Origin of the sequence: Haladaptatus sp. CMSO5 (assembly GCF_036689885.1) — an archaeon.
Taxonomy (GTDB): domain Archaea; phylum Halobacteriota; class Halobacteria; order Halobacteriales; family Halococcaceae; genus QDMS2.
The window spans coordinates 2,453,091-2,470,870 of record NZ_JBAHVW010000001.1; the positions used below are offsets into that span (position 1 = coordinate 2,453,091).

Genomic DNA, 17,780 nt, shown 5'->3' on the forward strand with positions numbered 1-17,780 from the left:
ACTACCAAACAAGAGCATGACTGAATCCGAAAACACGATTCTGATTGTCGATGACGAGAGCGACATCGTCGAACTGTTCTCGATGTGGCTGTCCCCGGACTATACGCTCCGGGTTGCCACAGACGGGAACGAGGCGCTCGAAATCCTCGATGAATCCATCGACCTGGTCTTGCTCGACCGACACATGCCGCGGCTCACGGGCGATGCGGTGCTCGAAACAATCCGTGACCGCGGCCTTCGCTGTCGGGTGGCGATGGTAACCGCAGTCGAACCCGACCTCGATATTACCGAGATGTCGTTCGACGCCTACCTCTGTAAACCCGTCACAAAATCGGCGCTGCGCAGCGTGGTCGAAACCCTGCTCGCACGCGACCGCTACGACTCCGAAATCCAAGAACTCGCAATCCTACTGACCAAACGCAGTCTGCTCGAACAGCAGCTTACACACCAAGAAATCGAGCAGAGCGAACAGTACGCCGCGTTAGTCAACCGAATCGAATCGATGCGACCGTAGCCCGGTCGGCGCTTTCTATACACCATTTCCTTCCTCAGCGACGGCTTTCGTCACAGCGACCGCCCGAGCCGAATCCGTTTTCTTTCCGAGTGAAAAAGCAGGCCTATGCGCGACCTTCCGAGCATGGGGCTTGGCACGTACCTGAACGACGACCACGACCAGTGTGCACAGAGCGTCGAAACCGCCCTCGAACTGGGCTATCGACACGTAGACACCGCCCAAGAATACGGCAACGAAACCGCCGTCGGTGAGGGACTTGCGGCCGCCGACGTGGCCCGCGAGGACGTGTTTCTCGCCTCGAAAGTCGAAACGACGAACCTCGCCTCCGAGGACGTGCTCTCAACCACCGAACAGAGCCTCGACCGCCTCGGCGTAGACACCCTCGACCTGCTCTACATCCACTGGCCGCTCGGCGCGTACGACCCAGCAGACACCCTCCGGGCGTTCGACGAACTCTATGCCGAAGGGAAAATTCGACACGTCGGCCTCTCGAATTTCACGCCCGAACTGCTCGAAGAGGCACTCGACCATCTCGATGCGCCGCTCTACGCCCACCAAGTTGAGATGAATCCCCTGTGGCAGCAAGCCGAACTCCGCGAGATTGCAGAACGCGAGGGCCACCACTTTGTCGCCTACTCGCCGCTCGCCCAAGGCGCAGTGTTCGAAATTCCGGAGATTCAGGAAATCGCCGCCGAACACGACGTGAGCGAGGCGCAAGTTTCGCTCGCATGGCTCCGCGAAAAGGGCGCGAAGGTGATTCCGAAAGCGACCAGCCGCGAACACATCGCAGACAACTTCGCCGCGACAGACCTGACGCTCACCTCGGAGGAGATTGCGAAAATAGACGGCATCGAGCGCGCAGAACGCACCGTCGAGTTCGACGCCGCGCCGTGGAATCAGTAGCTCAGTCTTCGTTTTCGAAGTTGAGGCAAATCGAGTTAATGCAGTAGCGCTTGCCCGTCGGATTCGGCCCGTCGTCGAAGATGTGTCCGAGGTGGCTGCCGCAGTTCGCACAGTGAACCTCGGTGCGAACCATGCCGTGGCTCGTGTCGCGTTCGAACTCGACTGCGCCCTCGATGGCGTCGTAGAAACTCGGCCAGCCCGAGGAATTGAACTTCGTATCGGAGGTGAACAGCTTCTGGCCACAGCCTTTGCAGGTGTAGGTTCCGGGGTCGTCTTTGTCGATGAACTCGCCGGTGTACTTCGGTTCGGTTCCCTGCTCGCGGAGCACTTTGTACTCCTCCTCTGAGAGGATTTCTCGCCACTCGTCGTCTGTTTTCGGAACCTCGTGGGTGGCTGATTTCTCGCTCATACCCACCTAGACGGCCGCGAGGCTCTTTTCCGTTTGGTCGGGTGAATGTAAAACGGGTCTTTGAGTTTACCGAACGTTATTGCGGTAGTGTCGGGAACGAATTTCATGGACATTCGGACTTCCGGTTTCTGGAGCACTCTCCTCGCTGGAACAATCCTCGTGTTTGGAGGGTATGGAATTCTCACTGTCTCCTATCCACACGTTTCAACTGGCCGATTCGGCGGACTGATTTTCGGCATCCTCTCGTATGGAATCGTTGCGGGACTCGCTGGTAGTGGGGCATACAGCTTTTCTCACATCCAGACTAGCCGCCCACGGCTTGGGGTCGTCGTTGGCCTCCTCGTCGTTCTCGCAGGAATTGGATTTACCTCGCTGAACCATCCGCTGTTCGGGCCGCTCATCGTCTCAGGCGGATTCGGCATGTTGCTCTCTGCAGCCAAGCGATTTGATTCCCGTATCCCAACCGGTGTTCGTCCAATTGCTGCACTCACGGTGGGCGTATACAGCCTCCTCTTCGTGGCCGGAATCATTCGCTATCCATTCATTGGCCCGGTTATCGACTATTTCAGTAGCTTTGGGCTGGTCCTTCCGGTACTCTTCGTTGCGATTGTGTACCTGATTGCAACTGCACCCTCCACGACGACATACCTTCCGCGGGGACTGATTTCGGTCGGACTACTAGCTGGCACATTGGGGACCATGAGCGGTGGAATCGGTTGTATGCCGACAAACTCCTTGCTTCCAGTCACCGCGAAGTCTCTCGAATTCTATGGAACCGCAATCCACTACCGCACTGGCATCATGTCCTGTACGGTTCGTCCCGACATCATGGTAATCGGGGCAGGACTCGCACTGGTGATACTCGGTGTCGTTCTAGCCCGTACGACGCGCCGCACTCCGAAACTCGCCCGCGCCTGAGCAGTCGCTTAGCGGCTTGAAAAACCGAAAAAGAATGACGACAGTTATTCGATGACGATGAGCACGTCGCCCATGTTGACGCTCTCGCCTTCGGAGACGCCAACGTGCGTGACCGTACCGGAGGCGCTTGCGACCACGTCGTTTTCCATCTTCATGGCTTCGAGCACGCAGACCACGTCGCCCGAGGTGACCTCGTCGCCTTCTGCGACGTTGACCGCGAGGATGGTGCCCTGCATCTCGGCTGCGACCTGCTCGCCGTCGGTCGGCGCGGCCGAGCCACTGTCCTCAGAATCGCTCTTCGATGGGCGTGGCGCAGACGATTTCTTGCTGCCGCCGGTTGCGGCGACTGCGGGTGCGCCGTGTTCCTCTAAGTTGACCTCGAAACGCTTGCCGTTGACTTCGACGACGAATTCACGTTCGACGGTCTCTTCGTCGCCCGCGGCACCGTCGCCTTCGGTGCCCCACTTCGCTTGGGCGTCTTCGATGCGGGAAACGTCGAGTTCTTCGTCGAGATACTTCGTCGTGTGCGTCCCAGCGACGAAGTGATCGTCGGTGAGCATCAGCCGGTGGAACGGGATGACCGTCACGACCCCTTCGACATCGAACTCTTTGAGCGCGCGCTTCGACCGAGCAATACACTCATCGCGGTCTTTGCCGTGGACGATGAGCTTCGCAATCATCGAGTCGTAGTCGCCGCCGATTTTGTCGCCCTCGCGGAGCGCATCATCAAGGCGCACGCCGATGCCGCCCGGTGGCGCGTACCTTTCGAGCGTGCCCGTGGCGGGGGCGAACTGCTTTGCGGCGTTCTCTGCGTTGATACGGAACTCCATCGCGTGGCCATCGATTTCGACGTCGTCCTGTGCGAAATCGAGTTCTTCACCCATGGCGACTCGAAGCTGCCACTTCACGATGTCGATGCCCGTGATTTCCTCAGTGACACAGTGTTCGACCTGAATCCGCGTGTTCACTTCGAGGAAGTAGAAGTTGCCGTCTTCGACGAGGAACTCGACGGTGCCTGCGTTGACGTAATCGGAGGCTTTGACACCCTGGCGGGCCGCCTCACCGATTTCTGCGCGCAGGTCGTCTGAGAGCGCCGGGCTTGGGCCTTCTTCGATGACCTTCTGGTGGCGGCGCTGGAGCGAACAGTCACGTTCGCCGAGGTGTCGGACGTTGCCGTGTTTGTCGGCGATGATCTGTACCTCGATGTGACGCGGGCTTTCGAGGTACTTTTCGACGTACACAGACGGGTTGTCGAAGTAGGCTTCACCCTCGCGCTGGGCCGATTCGAACTGGTCTTGGGCTTCGTCGGCCGATTCGACGACCTTCATCCCGCGGCCGCCACCGCCGCCTTCTGCCTTGATGGCGACGGGGTAGCCGTACTCGTCACCGAACGCTTTGACTTCCTCGCCGGAGTTGACCGGGTCGGTCGTCCCGGGGACGATTGGGACGCCCGCGGCTTCCATCACTTTGCGGGCTTTCGTCTTCTCGCCGAGCTGTTCCATCGACTCGGCGTTCGGCCCAATCCAGTTGATGCCAGCGTCTGCGACTTTGCCCGCGAACTCGGCGTTCTCTGCGAGGAAGCCGTAGCCGGGGTGGATGGCGTCTGCGCCGGCCTTCTCTGCGGCTTCGATGACCGCTTCGTGGTCGAGGTAGGACTCTGCTGCGCGCGCCGGGCCGATGTTGTACGCTTCGTCGGCGTAGCGGACGTGGCCAGCGTTTTTGTCTGCATCGCTGTACACTGCAACGGTGCCAATCCCAAGCTCTTCGCAGGCACGCATGACGCGAACTGCGATTTCACCTCGGTTGGCGACGAGAACTTTATCGAACATTTGTGAATAAGGGTGTATAATCAGTCGCGTTATCTCATTCTATCGGTTCTACCTGCGGCCGCCCACGCGTTGGTGGGCGCACGCGATGGAACTCGAACGGTGCGTTGTTGGAGGCTCTCCATCCGCCCGGCGAACGTCCAGCGTTTGCCGTCCCACGTTTCGTCTTCTCCCTTCGACGCGGCGGCGACGGCGCGGTCGTGGAGGTGTGCGCCGATGGCGGCGGCGATGGCTGCAGCTTCGTCTGCGTTCGCGTCGTCAATATCGAGCGCCGCGAGTAGCTCTTCTATGTCCATCTCAGAGCGGGATGTTGCCGTGTTTGCGGTCTGGTTGGCTCTTGCGCTTCGTCCGGAGCATTTCGAGGTCGTTGATGAGTCGTGGGCGGGTCTCCTGTGGCTCGATGACGTCGTCAACGTAGCCCTTCTCTGCGGCCTCGTACGGGTTGGCGAAGGCGTCGCGGTACTCATCGATGAGCTCTTGGCGCTTTGCCTCAACGTCGTCTGCGTTTGCGAGTTCCTTGCGGTAGAGGATGTTCACCGCGCCCTGTGGACCCATCACCGCGAGTTCGGCGGTTGGCCAGGCGTAGTTCACGTCCGCGCCGAGGTGCTTCGAGGCCATCACGTCGTACGCACCGCCGTAGGCTTTGCGCGTGATGACGGTCAGCAGGGGCACGGTGGCTTCCGAGTAGGCGTAGAGAAGTTTTGCGCCGTGTTTGATGATGCCGCCGTGTTCTTGGTCGGTGCCGGGCATGAACCCGGGCACGTCCACGAAGGTGACGAGTGGAATGTTGAACGCGTCACAAAAGCGCACGAAGCGCGACCCCTTCAGGCTGGATTCGATGTCCAACGTCCCGGCGTTGATTTTCGGCTGGTTGGCGACGACGCCAACGGCGTGGCCGTCGAGTCGGGCGAAACCGATGACGATGTTGCGGGCGTACTTCTCTGCGACCTCGAAGAACGACCCCTCGTCCATCACGCGGTCGATGACGTTCACGATGTCGTAGGGCTTCTGTGGCTGGTCGGGGACGACTTCTTTGAGTTCGTCATCCATGCGCTCTGGGTCGTCCCACGGCTCGACACGCGGTGGGTCTTCGACGTTGTTCGAGGGCATGTACGAGAGCAGGCGACGGATGTCGTCTAAAGCTGCTTCCTCGTCTGCCGTCGAGAACTGGGCGACGCCACTTTTCGTGTTGTGGGTTTTTGCGCCGCCGAGTTCTTCCATGGTAATCTCCTCGCCCGTGACGGTCTTGATGACCTCGGGGCCGGTAATCATCATGTGGCTCGTGTCTTCGACCATCAGGATGAAGTCAGTGATGGCGGGTGAGTACACCGCACCACCCGCACACGGCCCCATAATCGCCGAAATTTGCGGGATGACGCCGGAGGCTTGCTGGTTGCGGTGGAAGATGTCCGCGTAGCCTGCGAGTGAGACGACGCCTTCCTGAATCCGCGCGCCAGCGGAGTCGTTCAAGCCGATGATGGGTGCGCCGACGTCCATGGCTTTGTCCATCACTTTCACAACTTTCTCTGCGAACACTTCGCCGAGCGACCCGCCGAAGACGGTGAAGTCGTGGGCGAAAACGAAGACGGTGCGCCCGTCAACCTCGCCGTAGCCGGTCACGACGCCGTCGCCGGGAATCTGTTCTTCTTCCATCCCGAAGTTGTGCGACCGGTGGGTGCGCAGCTGGTCGAACTCGGTGAAGGTGTCCTCATCGAGGAAGTAGTCGATGCGCTCGCGCGCCGTCATCTTCCCCTTCTCGTGTTGGGCTTCGATTCGGTCTTCGCCGCCACCAAGGAGCGCTTCCTCGTGCTTCTCACGCAACTCAGAGACCTTCTCTTCCATCGTCATGGGGACTCACTCCAAACCGAATACATGCTACATCGATACAGAAGCGCCCCAAAAAGGATTCCGTAAAGAGGCAAATGTCTGTTCGACAGCTGTCGAACCTTACAGCACCGAGGTCGGCCTGCGCAGGCCGAAAAAGGCGACGAGACCGATGACGGCGCTGAGAAGAAGCGTCATCCACGTCTCAACGGAGCCGGTGAGGCTGAGTGCCCCAAAGATGCCAGTCAGGAGGGTGAACAGCAAGAACAGCGGCAGGACGACGCCCGCCGCGAACAGCCACGGCGTGGCGAGTGACTCGCCGAAGTCAGAGGCCCCTTTTGCGAACTCGGCTGCGGCGTCGCGGCCGAGCACCCAGCCAACGAACAGCAAGAACGCGAGAATTCCGGCGGTGAGCATCAGGTCAACGAGCGTGCCCGCGATGAAGCCGAACACGGCGGGGCGAAGCGCGTTGACGGTCATAATAACCGAAATGAATACGAGCAGGCCACCGGTTGCATAAGCGCGTTCGACGCCGAACTCGTCAACGAGGAAGGAGACGGGGATTTCGAGCATACTGATGGAACTCGACAGCGCCGCGAGCGCGACGACGCCGAAAAACAGCGTCGCAACAAGCGGGCCAATCTCGATGCCAGCAACGGGCGGCAGGTTCGCAAACGCACCAGCGATGCCGATGAACAGCGCGCCGGGGCCGCTTTGCCCTACCATCTCGGGGGCGAAACTGAACAGGAGCGGGAACACAACGAGCCCGGCAAGAACCCCAACGAACGTGTTGAGCACCGCGATGGCGGAGCCGTCGAACGGGAGCGAGCGGTCTTCACCGAGATACGAGGCGTAGGTGATCATCGTCCCTGCGCCCACCGAGAGGGTGAACAGCGCCTGGCCGGCAGCGGCAGGAAGGATGGTGAGGAAGTTTTCGCTGAGGTAGGACCAGTCAGCGCCGAGGTAGAAGGCGTAGCCCTCCGCGGCGTTCGGCTGGAAGAAGGCCCAGAGCGCGAAGGCGATGAGCAGGATGACGATGGCGGGCATCATCACCTTCGTCGCCAGCTCGATGCCCTTGCGGATGCCGGCAAAGACGATGAGCGCCGTCAAGACGAGAAAGAGCAGGCCAAAGCCGACGGCTCCGGTCGTCCCGAAGGAGATGGCGTCGTAGAACGCGCCGGGCGAGCCGAAGTACGCGCCAGTTGGACTCGCAACGAGGTAGCGGAGAATCCACCCGCCGACCACGCTGTAAAACGAGAGAAGGACGACGGCAGTGATGACGCTGAAGCCACCGACGAACTCCCACGCCCGCGACCCGGAGAGCTCTCGCATCGCGCCGACGGGGTTGCGTTTTGCACGCCGGCCGATGACGAACTCACCGAGCAGGCCGGGGACGCCAACGAGGAGGACGATACCGAGGTAAACGATAAGAAATGCGCTGCCACCGTTTTCAGCCGTCATCCACGGGAATCGCCAAATGTTCCCGAGTCCAACGGCGCTGCCGACAGCCGCGAGAATGAACCCAATTTGGGTTGCCCAGGTTTCTCGTGTCATTGTCGCGCACTCACCAAGGCGCACCTAAGTGACTTTCGAGTTCCAACCCATCAATCCGGCAATAGCATGGCAGTACAGCCGCTCAGACGGCCGGTTTGGGCGAAGCGTTTGTGAGGTTTGGGGGTTAGAGCGGCGGCATGATGCCTTTCTCCAGAAGCGTCTGGATCCCAAAGCCGAGGGTCACGATGACGCCGAGGAGAACGACCGTTCGAACCGTCCAAAGCCACGTGGTGCTGAACGTCGTCCGATTCCGCATGCCCTTGAGGAGTTCTCGACTCGCATCGCCACCGAGAACCCAGCCAACGAAGAACAGGAGCAGAAGAACCCCGAACGGCAGGAGGAACTTGTAGGCAAGCGTGTCGAACCAGCCGAGCCACGCGATGTCGAGCGCAGACGGGATGCCGAGGGCGAAGATGATGCCCCCGACGCCGAGTGCGGCGGGCTTGCGGCCGACGTCGTAGTGGTCAACGATGTACGCGACGACCACTTCGAGGAGGCTGATAGCCGAGGAGAGCGCGGCGATGAGCACGACACCGAAGAAGATGACGCCGACGATTCGGCCGAGTCCACCGAGGTCGGCAAAGGCGCTCGCCACGGCGACGAACAGCGCGCCGGGGCCGCTCGTGTTCGGGTCGATGCCCTGTGCGAACAGGAGCGGGAACACGACGAGTCCGGCGAGAATCCCGACGAGCGAATTCAGGAAGACAATCGTGAGGCCGTCTTTGGCGAGGTTGTCGTCGTTGCCGAGGTAGGAGGCGTAGGTAATCATCGCGCCCATGCCGAGTGAGAGCGAGAAGAACGCCTGTCCGACGGCGAACGGCACGATTTCGGTGAAGTTCGCCCGGAGCGTCCCGAGGTCGGGATTGAGGAAGTAGGCGTAGGCGTCCATCGCGGCACTCGGGTTGTTCACGTACGCGAACCCGGCGAGGCCGACGAGGATGAGCGCAATCGAGGGAACCATCAGCTTCGTGGCTTTCTCGATGCCGCCTTCGATGCCGAAGGCGACGATGCCGATGGTGATGGCCATGAACACGGCGTGGAGCGCGAGCGCCTCTGGCCCCATCGAAATCGTCCCGAAGTACGTGCCGGGGTCGGCGAAGTACGCGCCGGTGACGCTCCCGCCGAGGTAGCGAAGCACCCAGCCACCGACGACGGAGTAGTACGACAGAATCCAGAAGCCGGTAAAGAGGCCGAGCGCGCCGACGACGCGCCAGTTTTTGAAGCCGAGTTTTTTGAACGCACTAATCGTGTTCAGGTTAGTTCGTCGGCCGATGACGAACTCCGCGAGCATCGCCGGGAAGCCGATGGCGATTGCCGCGCCGATGTAGACGACGAGGAACGCTGCCCCGCCGTTGGTCGCCGTCTTGAACGGGAACTGCCAGAGGTTCCCGAGGCCGACGGCACTGCCGACGGCCGCAAGGATAAATCCCATCCGCGTTGCCCATGTCTCTCTTTCACTCATGTGTGAAACCCCCTATCAGTATGGGTCAAATAAGTGTCTCGATTTGTCGTGACTTACCAAACATCTGACTGGTATGTTTGTCATTCGAACATATGTGGAATGCACACACAGAACGAGTGCCAGAGTATGCCAAGACACCACTGGACACATAATTGACAACCATATTATGATAAAGAATCGCAACCAGCGAATCTAGTGGTCAAATTACTTGGCAGAATGCAAATATTGCTCGAACCAACATTTGGATTCAGCGGTGTCCGGTGTGGTGGCGTCTGGAGCGTAAGTTACAGAGGAATTATTTCTGGAAAAAGTGAGACGTGTTCGCCGCTGTGGGATAGTGGTTCTGAGAAGGCGACGAGAATTGACGCGTCAGGCTTCACCGTACACCGGCACCGCCGCGCCGCTCGTCACGTCCGCGGCGTCGCTGCAGAGGAACATGATGACGCGGGCGATTTCAGCGGGTTTGACCCATTTGTCGTGGTCTGAATCGGGCATCGCCTCGCGGTTTGCGGGCGTGTCGATGACGCTTGGCATGATGGCATTCGCTCGTACGACTCCTTTGTTCTCCTCGGCGATGGTTTCGGTGAGCAGGCGCACGCCCGCTTTCGCGGCGCGGTAGGGGCCGTCGCCTGTGCCGCCTTCGAGTGAGGCGCGGGCGCTCGTGGAGACGATTGCGCCTTCCGTCTTTTTCAGGTGGGGAATCGCGTGTTTGCTCGCGAGGAACATCGTCTTCAGGTTGACGTTGAACAGCATGTCGAAGGTGTCCACCTCGGTTTCGTCGATGGGCGTCCCGCCGTTCCACGTTCCCGCGATGTTCACAAGGCAGTCGAATTGCCCGTGGTCAGCGACGATTTTCGAGAAAGTCGATTCGACCGTTTTCTCGTCGGTGAAATCACCCTCGTAGAAGTGGACGCCCGCGACGAGCGTGCCCGATTCTGGTTCCACCACGTCCGCCGCACAGACGGTGGCTCCCTTTCTTGAAAATTCGTTTGCGACGGTGCTCCCGAGCGCACCGCTCGCGCCGGTCACGACGACGACCCTCCCCGAAAAGTCGAACTCGACACTCATGGCTACTGGTTGGCGTGGAAACAGGATAAAGGTGGGCTGGTTACGGCGTGACGACGAGTTTCCCGAGGAAGCTCTCATCGAGGACGGCGTCGTGGGCCGCGGCGATCTCATCGAGCGGGTAGGTGTCGTAGACGAGCGGCGTGAGTTTGCCGCTGTCCATCAGCGTGCCGAGTCGTTTGAGGACGGCACCGACGTCGGGCGTGTTGAACATCGAGACGTGGTGCACCGAGAGCGCCTTCGCGCGGGCGGCGGGCACGCTCGGGAAGGTGGCTTCTGCGTCTTCGTTCCCGATGGCGACGATGCGTGCGCCCTTCGCCGCCACCTCGCAGTCGAGCGGGAGGTATTCGTCAAGGCGGTGGTCGAGAATCACGTCGGGTTTTCCTGCGTCTTCGATTGCTTCCTGTAAGTCGTCGCGGGCGTAGTTGAGCACCACATCCGCACCCAGTTCTTCGAGTGTGTCGTGGTACTTCGGAGAGGCCGTGGTGACCACGCGTGCGCCGGTAGCACTCGCGATTTGGACGGCCATGTGGCCAACGCCGCCGCTGCCGCCGTGGATGAGCACCGTCTCTGCGGGTTCGAGATTTGCTGTTGCGATGAGTGACTGCCACGCGGTGACGCCGACGAGCGCGGCCCCGGCGGCTTCCGCGAACGAAACAGATTCGGGGAGCGGCGCGGCCATCTCGGTGGGGACGACGACGTACTCAGCACAGGTTCCCTGCAGCCAATTGCCGAGGGCGGTGGCGTAGATTTCGTCGCCTGCTTTGAACTCGGTGACGCCCTCACCGACCGCGGTTACGACGCCCGCCACGTCGGAGCCGGGAATCCACGGCAGTGAAGCGGGCTTGTACGCCCCCTCGCGGAAGTAGGTGTCCACCGGGTTGATACCGGCGGCGTGGACGGCGACGAGCAGTTCTCCTTTGTCGGGTTCGGGACGCATGACCTCCTCGGTCTGGAGGACGTCCGACCCACCGTGTTCGTGGTAACGTACAGCGCGCATGGCAACGTGAACGTGCGCACCGTGGAAAAGCGTGACCAATCAGGAGAACGGTTCGCTGTGTGCCCCAACCGTGTGAACTGCGCACAGTTCACGCAGATATTGCCACGCGGCGACGGTAGCGGCAATAACCGGCAGTCGGAATGAAAGGGATTTAAGCGACGTGTTCACACGCTAGTATACGTATGAAGCTGCACGAGTATCAAGCGAAGGATATCTTCGCAAACGCGGGGATTCCAACGCCAGACTCGGAGCTCGCAACCACCGTAGACGAGGTTGTTGAAGCTGCTGGGTCGCTTGGTTATCCCGTAGCGGTGAAGGCCCAAGTTCACGTCGGTGGTCGTGGCAAGGCCGGAGGCATCAAACTCGTTTCCGACGAAGACGAGGCACGTGAGGCTGCCGACGCAATTCTCGGCATGGACCTCAAAGGCTACACCGTCGAGAGCGTTCTCGTCGAGGAAGCCGTCGACTTCGTCGATGAACTCTACGTCGGCGTGACGATGGACCGCGGCGAGGGCAAGCCCGTGGCAATGGTCTCGACGAAAGGTGGGGTCAACATCGAAGAGGTCGCAGAAGAAACCCCTGAAGCCATCGCCCGCGAACACATCGACCCGGCGTTTGGCATGCACCCATACCAGGCCCGTCGCGCCGTCTACGGCGCTGGTGTGGACGCAGACGTCGCCCGACAGGTCTCCTCGATTCTCCAGACGCTGTTCCAGCTCTGGGACGACAAGGACGCGAGTGACATCGAAGTCAACCCGCTGATGGTCACCTCGGACAACGAGGTCATCGCGGCAGACGCCGTCATGAACATCGACGACGACGCGCTGTTCCGCCAGCCAGACCTCGCGGAACTCGAAGAAGAAGCCTACGAGGACGACTTAGAGCGCAAAGCCGGCGAGTACGGCTTTGACTACGTCCGTCTCAAGGGGAACGTCGGTATCATCGGCAACGGTGCGGGCCTCGTCATGACGACGCTCGACCTCGTTGACTACTACGGCGGCAAGCCAGCCAACTTCCTCGACATCGGTGGCGGGGCAAAGGCCGCCCGCGTGGCGAACGCGCTTGACATGGTCTTTTCGGACCCGAACGTCGATTCGGTCGTCTTCAACATCTTCGGCGGCATCACCCGCGGTGACGAGGTGGCGAAGGGTATCAACGAAGCGCTCGAAAGCTTCGACGAGATTCCAAAGCCCGTCATCGTCCGACTCGCCGGGACGAACGCCAAAGAGGGCATGGAGATTCTGAACACCGACCTCGTGCAGGTCGAAGGCACGCTTGAATCGGCCGTCCAAGCGGCTGTTGCACGCGCAGAGGAGGTTCAATAATGAGTGTATTTGTCGATAAGGACACCCGCGTCGTCGTCCAAGGGATTACGGGCGGCGAAGGGAAGTTCCACACCGAACAGATGATGGAGTACGGGACGAACGTCGTTGCCGGTGCCGTGCCGGGCAAGGGCGGCCAAGAAGTGAGCGGCGTCCCCGTCTACGACACCGTCAGCGAAGCCGTAGAAGAAGAGGACGCGGACGCATCCGTCGTCTTCGTCCCACCGGCGTTCGCCGCAGACGCCATCTTCGAAGCACTCGACTCCGAACTTGACCTCGTCGTCGCCATCACCGAAGGCGTCCCAACCCAGGACATGGCGAAGGTGTACAAGCGCCTCTCCGAGGTTGACACCCGCCTCATCGGGCCAAACTGTCCCGGCCTCATCACGCCCGGCGAAGCCAAACTCGGCATCCTGCCCGGCAACATCTTCTCCGAGGGCAACGTCGGTCTCGTCTCGCGTTCGGGAACGCTCACCTACCAAGTCGTGGACAGCCTGACCCAGCGCGGCATTGGCCAGACCACGGCAATCGGCATCGGTGGCGACCCAATCATCGGCACGTCGTTCGTCGACGCCCTCGAAGCGTTCGAGAACGACCCCGAGACCGAAGCCGTCGTCATGTGCGGTGAAATCGGTGGCGAGGACGAAGAGGAAGCCGCCGCGTTCATCGCAGAGCACATGGACACGCCGGTCGCTGGCTTCATCGCCGGCCGCACCGCCCCACCAGGAAAGCGCATGGGCCACGCGGGCGCAATCGTCTCCGGGTCGGGGACGGGCACCGCAGAGTCAAAAATCAACGCGCTCAACGAGGCAGGCGCACCCGTCGGCGACACCCCAGAGGAAGTCGCAGACTACATCGAAGAGTTCCTCTAAACCACCGAACTCGTTTTTTGCGTTTTGCTCCGGAGCGGCCGCTCAGCGGGCGGTTGTCGAAAAAATCGGTCTTATGCGGGCTTTTCTGCCATCGGCTTCTCCGCGCGTGCGGAGTAGAGCTGGTACGCGAAGTACAGCTCGTAGATGCCCGCGAGGCCGACGAGGAGATAGATGAGGTTCTCAAGCGTCGGAATCGAGCCGAAGATGAGGTTCACGACGTTCCAGTTGGCGTTGATGAAGCCCCCAATCCCGACGAGGCCCCAGTTAAGCGCACCCACGATAACGAGGATGAGCGACGCCCAGTCGAGAATGTTTGCTCTAATTCTGCCTTCATACTGCATGGTTTAACACCGAATAAAAGAACGCAGTCTGAGGAGAAAAAGATGTCTCGTAAGCGTACATGATTGTCACGTATTATCGTATACACGAGCGTATTGGATTTAATGTAGGTGTGAGTCAGTAGCACGCCAGCAGTCGCTCGATTTACGCGGACGATAACTCTCCGTTTTTTCAGACACTCAGCAGACGCTGACTAGGAGAAAGTATATCATAGAGCAGTTACCGATACCGTCGGTTAGGCTGGCAGATTTGTGAACTATCTGGGCAGATGTGGCAGTTCATGAAAAATTTGACTGGCGCTGGCGGACGCCAGTCGGGGTGGCTAACCCATAGTACAGCTTGCACGACCATGTTGGTCTGGTGGTAATCGTTCCGCGGAGGGTTGTTCCTACCGACCACCCCCACCGCAATCGGAGTTCGTTTCACGCATTACAACACCACCAATGACGATGCAGGTAATAAAAGTTCGCTATAAGGACAATAATAGGTCGTTTTAGTATCGAAGGAGCCTAGTAAATCCCACTATTGCAAAACAAACATCCAGAATAACTCGCTGTAAATTCTCAAAAATCGTTTTCTCCAAGTGCAGTGCTGCCAAAGGTTACACCTGACTGGTTTCTCCGTCGGGGACGACGATGGACCACCGCACTCAATGAACGTGCCAACGAAAAAATCACACAATCAATCACGGCGGGACGGTAGAACGCGCACACACCCGCCGGGTGGTTTTCAGTCGGTGGCTCATTGTCCCGGTGATGACATCAGACACGTCCCTCTTCGACGAAATCTCTCTCGGTGCGCTCACACTCGACAACCGCGTCGGCCTCGCACCGATGACAAGGACGAGTGCGACCGAGGACGGAACCGCAACCGCTGAGATGGCTCGCTACTACGCCAAGTTCGCCCGCGGTGGCTTTTCGTTCCTCATCACCGAAGGCATCTACACCGACGAAGCCCACAGTCAGGGGTATCACAACCAGCCGGGGCTCGCAACCGACGAACAGGCCACCTCGTGGGAATCCGTCGTAGACGCCGTCCACGACGAGGACAGCCCCATCTTCGCCCAGTTGATGCACGCCGGGGCACAGGCGCAGGGCAACCGCTACACGGACGAGACCATCGCGCCAGCCGCGGTCCAGCCGAAAGGCGAGCAGAGTCCGCTCTACGGCGGCGAAGGCGAGTTCCCCGTACCGCGCAAGATGACGCACGAAGACATCGAAGCGGTCACCGAAGGCTTCGTCGCCGCAGCGCAGCGTGCCGAAGCCGCCGGGTTCGACGGCGTTGAAATCCACAGCGCAAACGGCTACCTGCTCCACGAGTTCCTCTCTGCTGAGTACAACACGCGCGACGACGAGTACGGTGGCTCCGCGGAAAACCGGGTTCGCTTCACCCGCGACATCGTCGAAGCCGTCCAAGCAGCGACCGCAGACGAGTTCGGCGTTGGCGTCCGTATCTCACAGGCCATGGTAAGCGACGAAGAACACAAATGGGAAAACGGCGAGGACGACGCCGCCGTCTTCTTCGACGCCCTGAGCGAGGCGGGCGCAGACTACATCCACACGACCGACGGCGACGCAACCGCCCCAACGTTCGGTGACGACGGGCCGACGCTCGCCGAAGCCGCCATCGAGCACGGTGACGCACCCGTCATCGCAAACGGTGGGCTTGGCGACCCCGAAACGGCCCGCTCCGTCGTCGACTCGGGCGCGGCACTGCTCACGCTCGGAACGAGCGCCCTCGCAAACCCAGACTGGCCAACGAAGGTCAAAAATAACGAAGCGCTCGACGATTTCGACTTCGAAAAGACGTTGCTGCCAAAAGCCACTATCAGCGACTTCGAAGTGCCAGCCCCCGCTGACGACTGAGGTCTACGTTTCGCCTTCCCACGGCGCAAACTCCGGATCGATTGCCCGGTCCCCTCCATCGAGCGCATCGATTCGGTCGAGGTCTTCGCTCCGCAAGTCGAGTGTAAGGCTCTCGTAATTCGCGCGGAGATGGGCTTCACTGCTCGCTTTTGGAATTGCCGCAATCCCGTTTTCGCGCAGCCATGCGAGGCTGATTTGTGCTGGGGTGGCGTCGTACTTTGCGCCGATTTCTGCGAGTACCGGATGGTCGAGAAGCCGCCCTCGGGCGAGCGGTGAGTAGGCAACGAGTTCGATATCGTGACCCACACCGTAGATGCGGAGCGTGCGCTGTTGGAGCAACGGATGACATTCTACTTGATGCGCGAAAATCGGCGCGTCGAGGTGCGTGCGCGCCTCGTCTAAGAGGTCGGGTGTGAAATTCGAGACGCCGACATGGTCTGCAACGCCGGCGTCGGAAAGTTCGTCAAACGCCGCGAGCGTCTCTGCCGGTTCGTAGGCTCCCGCTGGCCAATGAACATAGAGCAGGTCAACGTAGTCGAGACCGAGGCGGTCGAGACTCTCCCGGGCGGTTTCGAGTACGTCGCCGTGTGCGAGGTTCGTGTGCCAAATTTTGGTGGCGACGAACAACTCCTCGCGCGGAATTTCAGCGCGGGCGATACCCTCCCCGACGGCCGCCTCGTTTTCGTAGTACTGCGCCGTGTCGATGTGGCGATAGCCGATGTCGAGAGCAGTCGCGACGGCTTCGGTGGCTTCCACCCCGTCCATCCCGGACGTGCCAAGTCCGAGTCGCGGTAGTTTTGGCTGGTCGGCCATATCGTGCATACCTCTCTGTGGGGCACTGAACGCAAAGAGAATTGGGGGACGACGGTGGGAAAACGCTCGCTTAGAACCCGAGTTCGTCGCGGACGAGCACGAGCGTCGTGCGCCCCTCGGTCGTCTCGCGGCGGAAGATGAGCTGTTTTGCAATCACGCTCCCGACGCCGTAGGCCTCCTGCGCACGGGCGTCTTCGAGTGGGTAGGCGACTTCTTCGAGTCGGTCGAGTGCCGCGGGCAAGTCCTCGACAATCTTGTTCACTCCGGCGACGAGCAGGAGGTTCTTCGCCGCAAATGGGTACGCCCCGATGCGACTCCCTGAGGCGTCTGCGGCGACCAACTCGCCCGTCTTGGCGATGGCGTTGACGCTCCCGAGGAAGTAGTCGGCCGTCTGTGCCTCACGCCGGGCGTCGAATCGCGCTTCATGGTCCTCGATGGCGAACACCTCTGCGTGGAGGTTCTGCCAGTCGTGGTCGCCCTCGTTCAGGTAGTCCATGAACCCGATTTCTTCGAGCGTCGTGGAGTGGCCGTCCATCACCGACGCACCGGTCGGAATCTGGCCGATGAGTTCCTCGCGCGCTTCCTCGGCTGAGTCGACGACCAACACGTCGAACCCGCGCGCTTCTAAGTTCTCGACCGCCGCGTCGAGTTCCGCCTCGCTCGGGAGTTCGTCGAGTGATTCGTCGTACGATACCTCGTCCTCGTAATCGGCCTTTGTCTGTGACATGGTTGAGTTGGGGTGCGCCAGCGCATTCGCTCACGAGCTGACACACCAGAGTTCCGTATCACCCGTATGGACGGGACACACAAAAGCCCTCGCGGACATCGGTGTCAGCAGGTGACGCGAGTGTTAGTGGGGTCAGTTGGCTACAACACTGAAGGTACATCGCTCCCGTCACCAACGCATGGGAATCTGTCCATACTGCGAAAACAGCGTCTCAGCCGTCGAAGAAGTAATCCAAGAAGGCCCCGTCCTCGTCTCCCAGTGGGTGTGCCCGAGTTGTAACTACATCCTCGGCGTGGCCGCGAGTGAAGGTGAGCGGTAGGTCGGGGTTCGTTTGCCAGCTGTTGAGTATGGCTAATTGGTAAACCTA

18 protein-coding genes are annotated in these 17,780 nt (G+C 60.4%); 7 read left to right on the forward strand and 11 right to left on the reverse strand.

Translation table 11 applies throughout. The annotated features are described in order from the left end of the window. The first annotated feature begins 16 nt into the window (after positions 1-16). Together V5N12_RS13050 and V5N12_RS13055 are read left to right on the forward strand one after the other, a co-directional pair. A complete protein-coding gene (locus tag V5N12_RS13050) occupies positions 17-514 on the forward strand; it encodes a response regulator (protein ID WP_332899601.1) in 498 nt (165 codons plus the stop codon). Between the two features lie 105 nt (positions 515-619). Next, positions 620-1,417, forward strand: coding sequence for an aldo/keto reductase (locus tag V5N12_RS13055; RefSeq protein WP_332899602.1), 798 nt, complete (start codon positions 620-622; stop codon positions 1,415-1,417). Between the two features lies 1 nt (position 1,418). Here V5N12_RS13055 and msrB read toward each other — a convergent pair whose 3' ends face one another. Next, positions 1,419-1,826, reverse strand: coding sequence for a peptide-methionine (R)-S-oxide reductase MsrB (gene msrB / locus V5N12_RS13060; protein ID WP_332899603.1), 408 nt, complete (start codon positions 1,824-1,826; stop codon positions 1,419-1,421). Positions 1,827-1,931: 105 nt separating this feature from the next. On the opposite strand from msrB, the gene V5N12_RS13065 reads away from it, so the two are divergent. After that, on the forward strand, positions 1,932-2,744 hold the full coding sequence (locus V5N12_RS13065) for a hypothetical protein (protein ID WP_332899604.1): 813 nt from the start codon (positions 1,932-1,934) through the stop codon (positions 2,742-2,744). Positions 2,745-2,788: 44 nt separating this feature from the next. On the opposite strand, the gene V5N12_RS13070 is transcribed toward V5N12_RS13065, so the two are convergent. From V5N12_RS13070 to V5N12_RS13100, 7 genes are all read right to left on the reverse strand, one after another. Continuing rightward, on the reverse strand, positions 2,789-4,573 hold the full coding sequence (locus tag V5N12_RS13070; protein WP_332899605.1) for an acetyl/propionyl/methylcrotonyl-CoA carboxylase subunit alpha: 1,785 nt from the start codon (positions 4,571-4,573) through the stop codon (positions 2,789-2,791). A 29-nt stretch (positions 4,574-4,602) separates the two neighbouring features. Further along, positions 4,603-4,866, reverse strand: coding sequence for an acc operon protein (locus V5N12_RS13075; protein ID WP_332899606.1), 264 nt, complete (start codon positions 4,864-4,866; stop codon positions 4,603-4,605). Position 4,867: 1 nt separating this feature from the next. Continuing rightward, positions 4,868-6,412 (reverse strand): acyl-CoA carboxylase subunit beta, encoded by a 1,545-nt coding sequence (locus V5N12_RS13080; protein WP_442904980.1) that lies wholly within the window; start codon positions 6,410-6,412, stop codon positions 4,868-4,870. 105 nt (positions 6,413-6,517) lie between these two features. Beyond that, the gene (locus V5N12_RS13085) at positions 6,518-7,948 is read right to left on the reverse strand and encodes a sodium-dependent transporter (protein WP_332899608.1); all 1,431 of its coding nucleotides are present in this window, start codon (positions 7,946-7,948) and stop codon (positions 6,518-6,520) included. A gap of 124 nt (positions 7,949-8,072) precedes the next feature. Beyond that, entirely contained in the window at positions 8,073-9,410 is a 1,338-nt protein-coding gene (locus V5N12_RS13090; protein WP_332899609.1) for a sodium-dependent transporter, read from the reverse strand. 369 nt (positions 9,411-9,779) lie between these two features. Then, positions 9,780-10,478 carry an SDR family oxidoreductase gene (locus V5N12_RS13095; RefSeq protein WP_332899610.1) on the reverse strand — a complete coding sequence of 233 codons (699 nt, stop codon included), beginning with the start codon at positions 10,476-10,478 and terminating at the stop codon, positions 9,780-9,782. A gap of 40 nt (positions 10,479-10,518) precedes the next feature. Further along, positions 10,519-11,475, reverse strand: a complete 957-nt coding sequence (locus tag V5N12_RS13100; RefSeq protein ID WP_332899611.1) for an NADPH:quinone reductase — start codon at positions 11,473-11,475, stop codon at positions 10,519-10,521. A gap of 182 nt (positions 11,476-11,657) precedes the next feature. Here V5N12_RS13100 and sucC point away from each other — a divergent pair, with 182 nt between their 5' ends. After that, positions 11,658-12,800, forward strand: a complete 1,143-nt coding sequence (sucC, locus tag V5N12_RS13105; RefSeq protein ID WP_332899612.1) for an ADP-forming succinate--CoA ligase subunit beta — start codon at positions 11,658-11,660, stop codon at positions 12,798-12,800. After that, positions 12,800-13,669 carry a succinate--CoA ligase subunit alpha gene (gene sucD, locus V5N12_RS13110; protein WP_332899613.1) on the forward strand — a complete coding sequence of 290 codons (870 nt, stop codon included), beginning with the start codon at positions 12,800-12,802 and terminating at the stop codon, positions 13,667-13,669. The genes sucC and sucD overlap by 1 nt, the downstream gene beginning before the upstream one ends. 71 nt (positions 13,670-13,740) lie before the next feature. Here sucD and V5N12_RS13115 read toward each other — a convergent pair whose 3' ends face one another. Further along, a complete protein-coding gene (locus V5N12_RS13115; RefSeq protein WP_332899614.1) occupies positions 13,741-14,010 on the reverse strand; it encodes a DUF378 domain-containing protein in 270 nt (89 codons plus the stop codon). Between the two features lie 753 nt (positions 14,011-14,763). Between V5N12_RS13115 and V5N12_RS13120 the strand changes: the two genes are divergently transcribed. Beyond that, positions 14,764-15,873: an NADH:flavin oxidoreductase gene (locus tag V5N12_RS13120; protein ID WP_332899615.1), complete on the forward strand. Its 1,110-nt coding sequence runs from the start codon at positions 14,764-14,766 to the stop codon at positions 15,871-15,873. 3 nt (positions 15,874-15,876) lie between these two features. Here the strand turns inward: V5N12_RS13120 and V5N12_RS13125 are convergent, their stop codons facing one another. Next, entirely contained in the window at positions 15,877-16,695 is an 819-nt protein-coding gene (locus V5N12_RS13125; RefSeq protein WP_332899616.1) for an aldo/keto reductase, read from the reverse strand. Positions 16,696-16,756: 61 nt separating this feature from the next. Further along, entirely contained in the window at positions 16,757-17,413 is a 657-nt protein-coding gene (locus V5N12_RS13130) for a lactate utilization protein (protein WP_332899617.1), read from the reverse strand. Positions 17,414-17,591: 178 nt separating this feature from the next. Here V5N12_RS13130 and V5N12_RS13135 point away from each other — a divergent pair, with 178 nt between their 5' ends. Then, positions 17,592-17,732 carry a hypothetical protein gene (locus tag V5N12_RS13135; protein WP_332899618.1) on the forward strand — a complete coding sequence of 47 codons (141 nt, stop codon included), beginning with the start codon at positions 17,592-17,594 and terminating at the stop codon, positions 17,730-17,732. Positions 17,733-17,780: the final 48 nt, after the last annotated feature.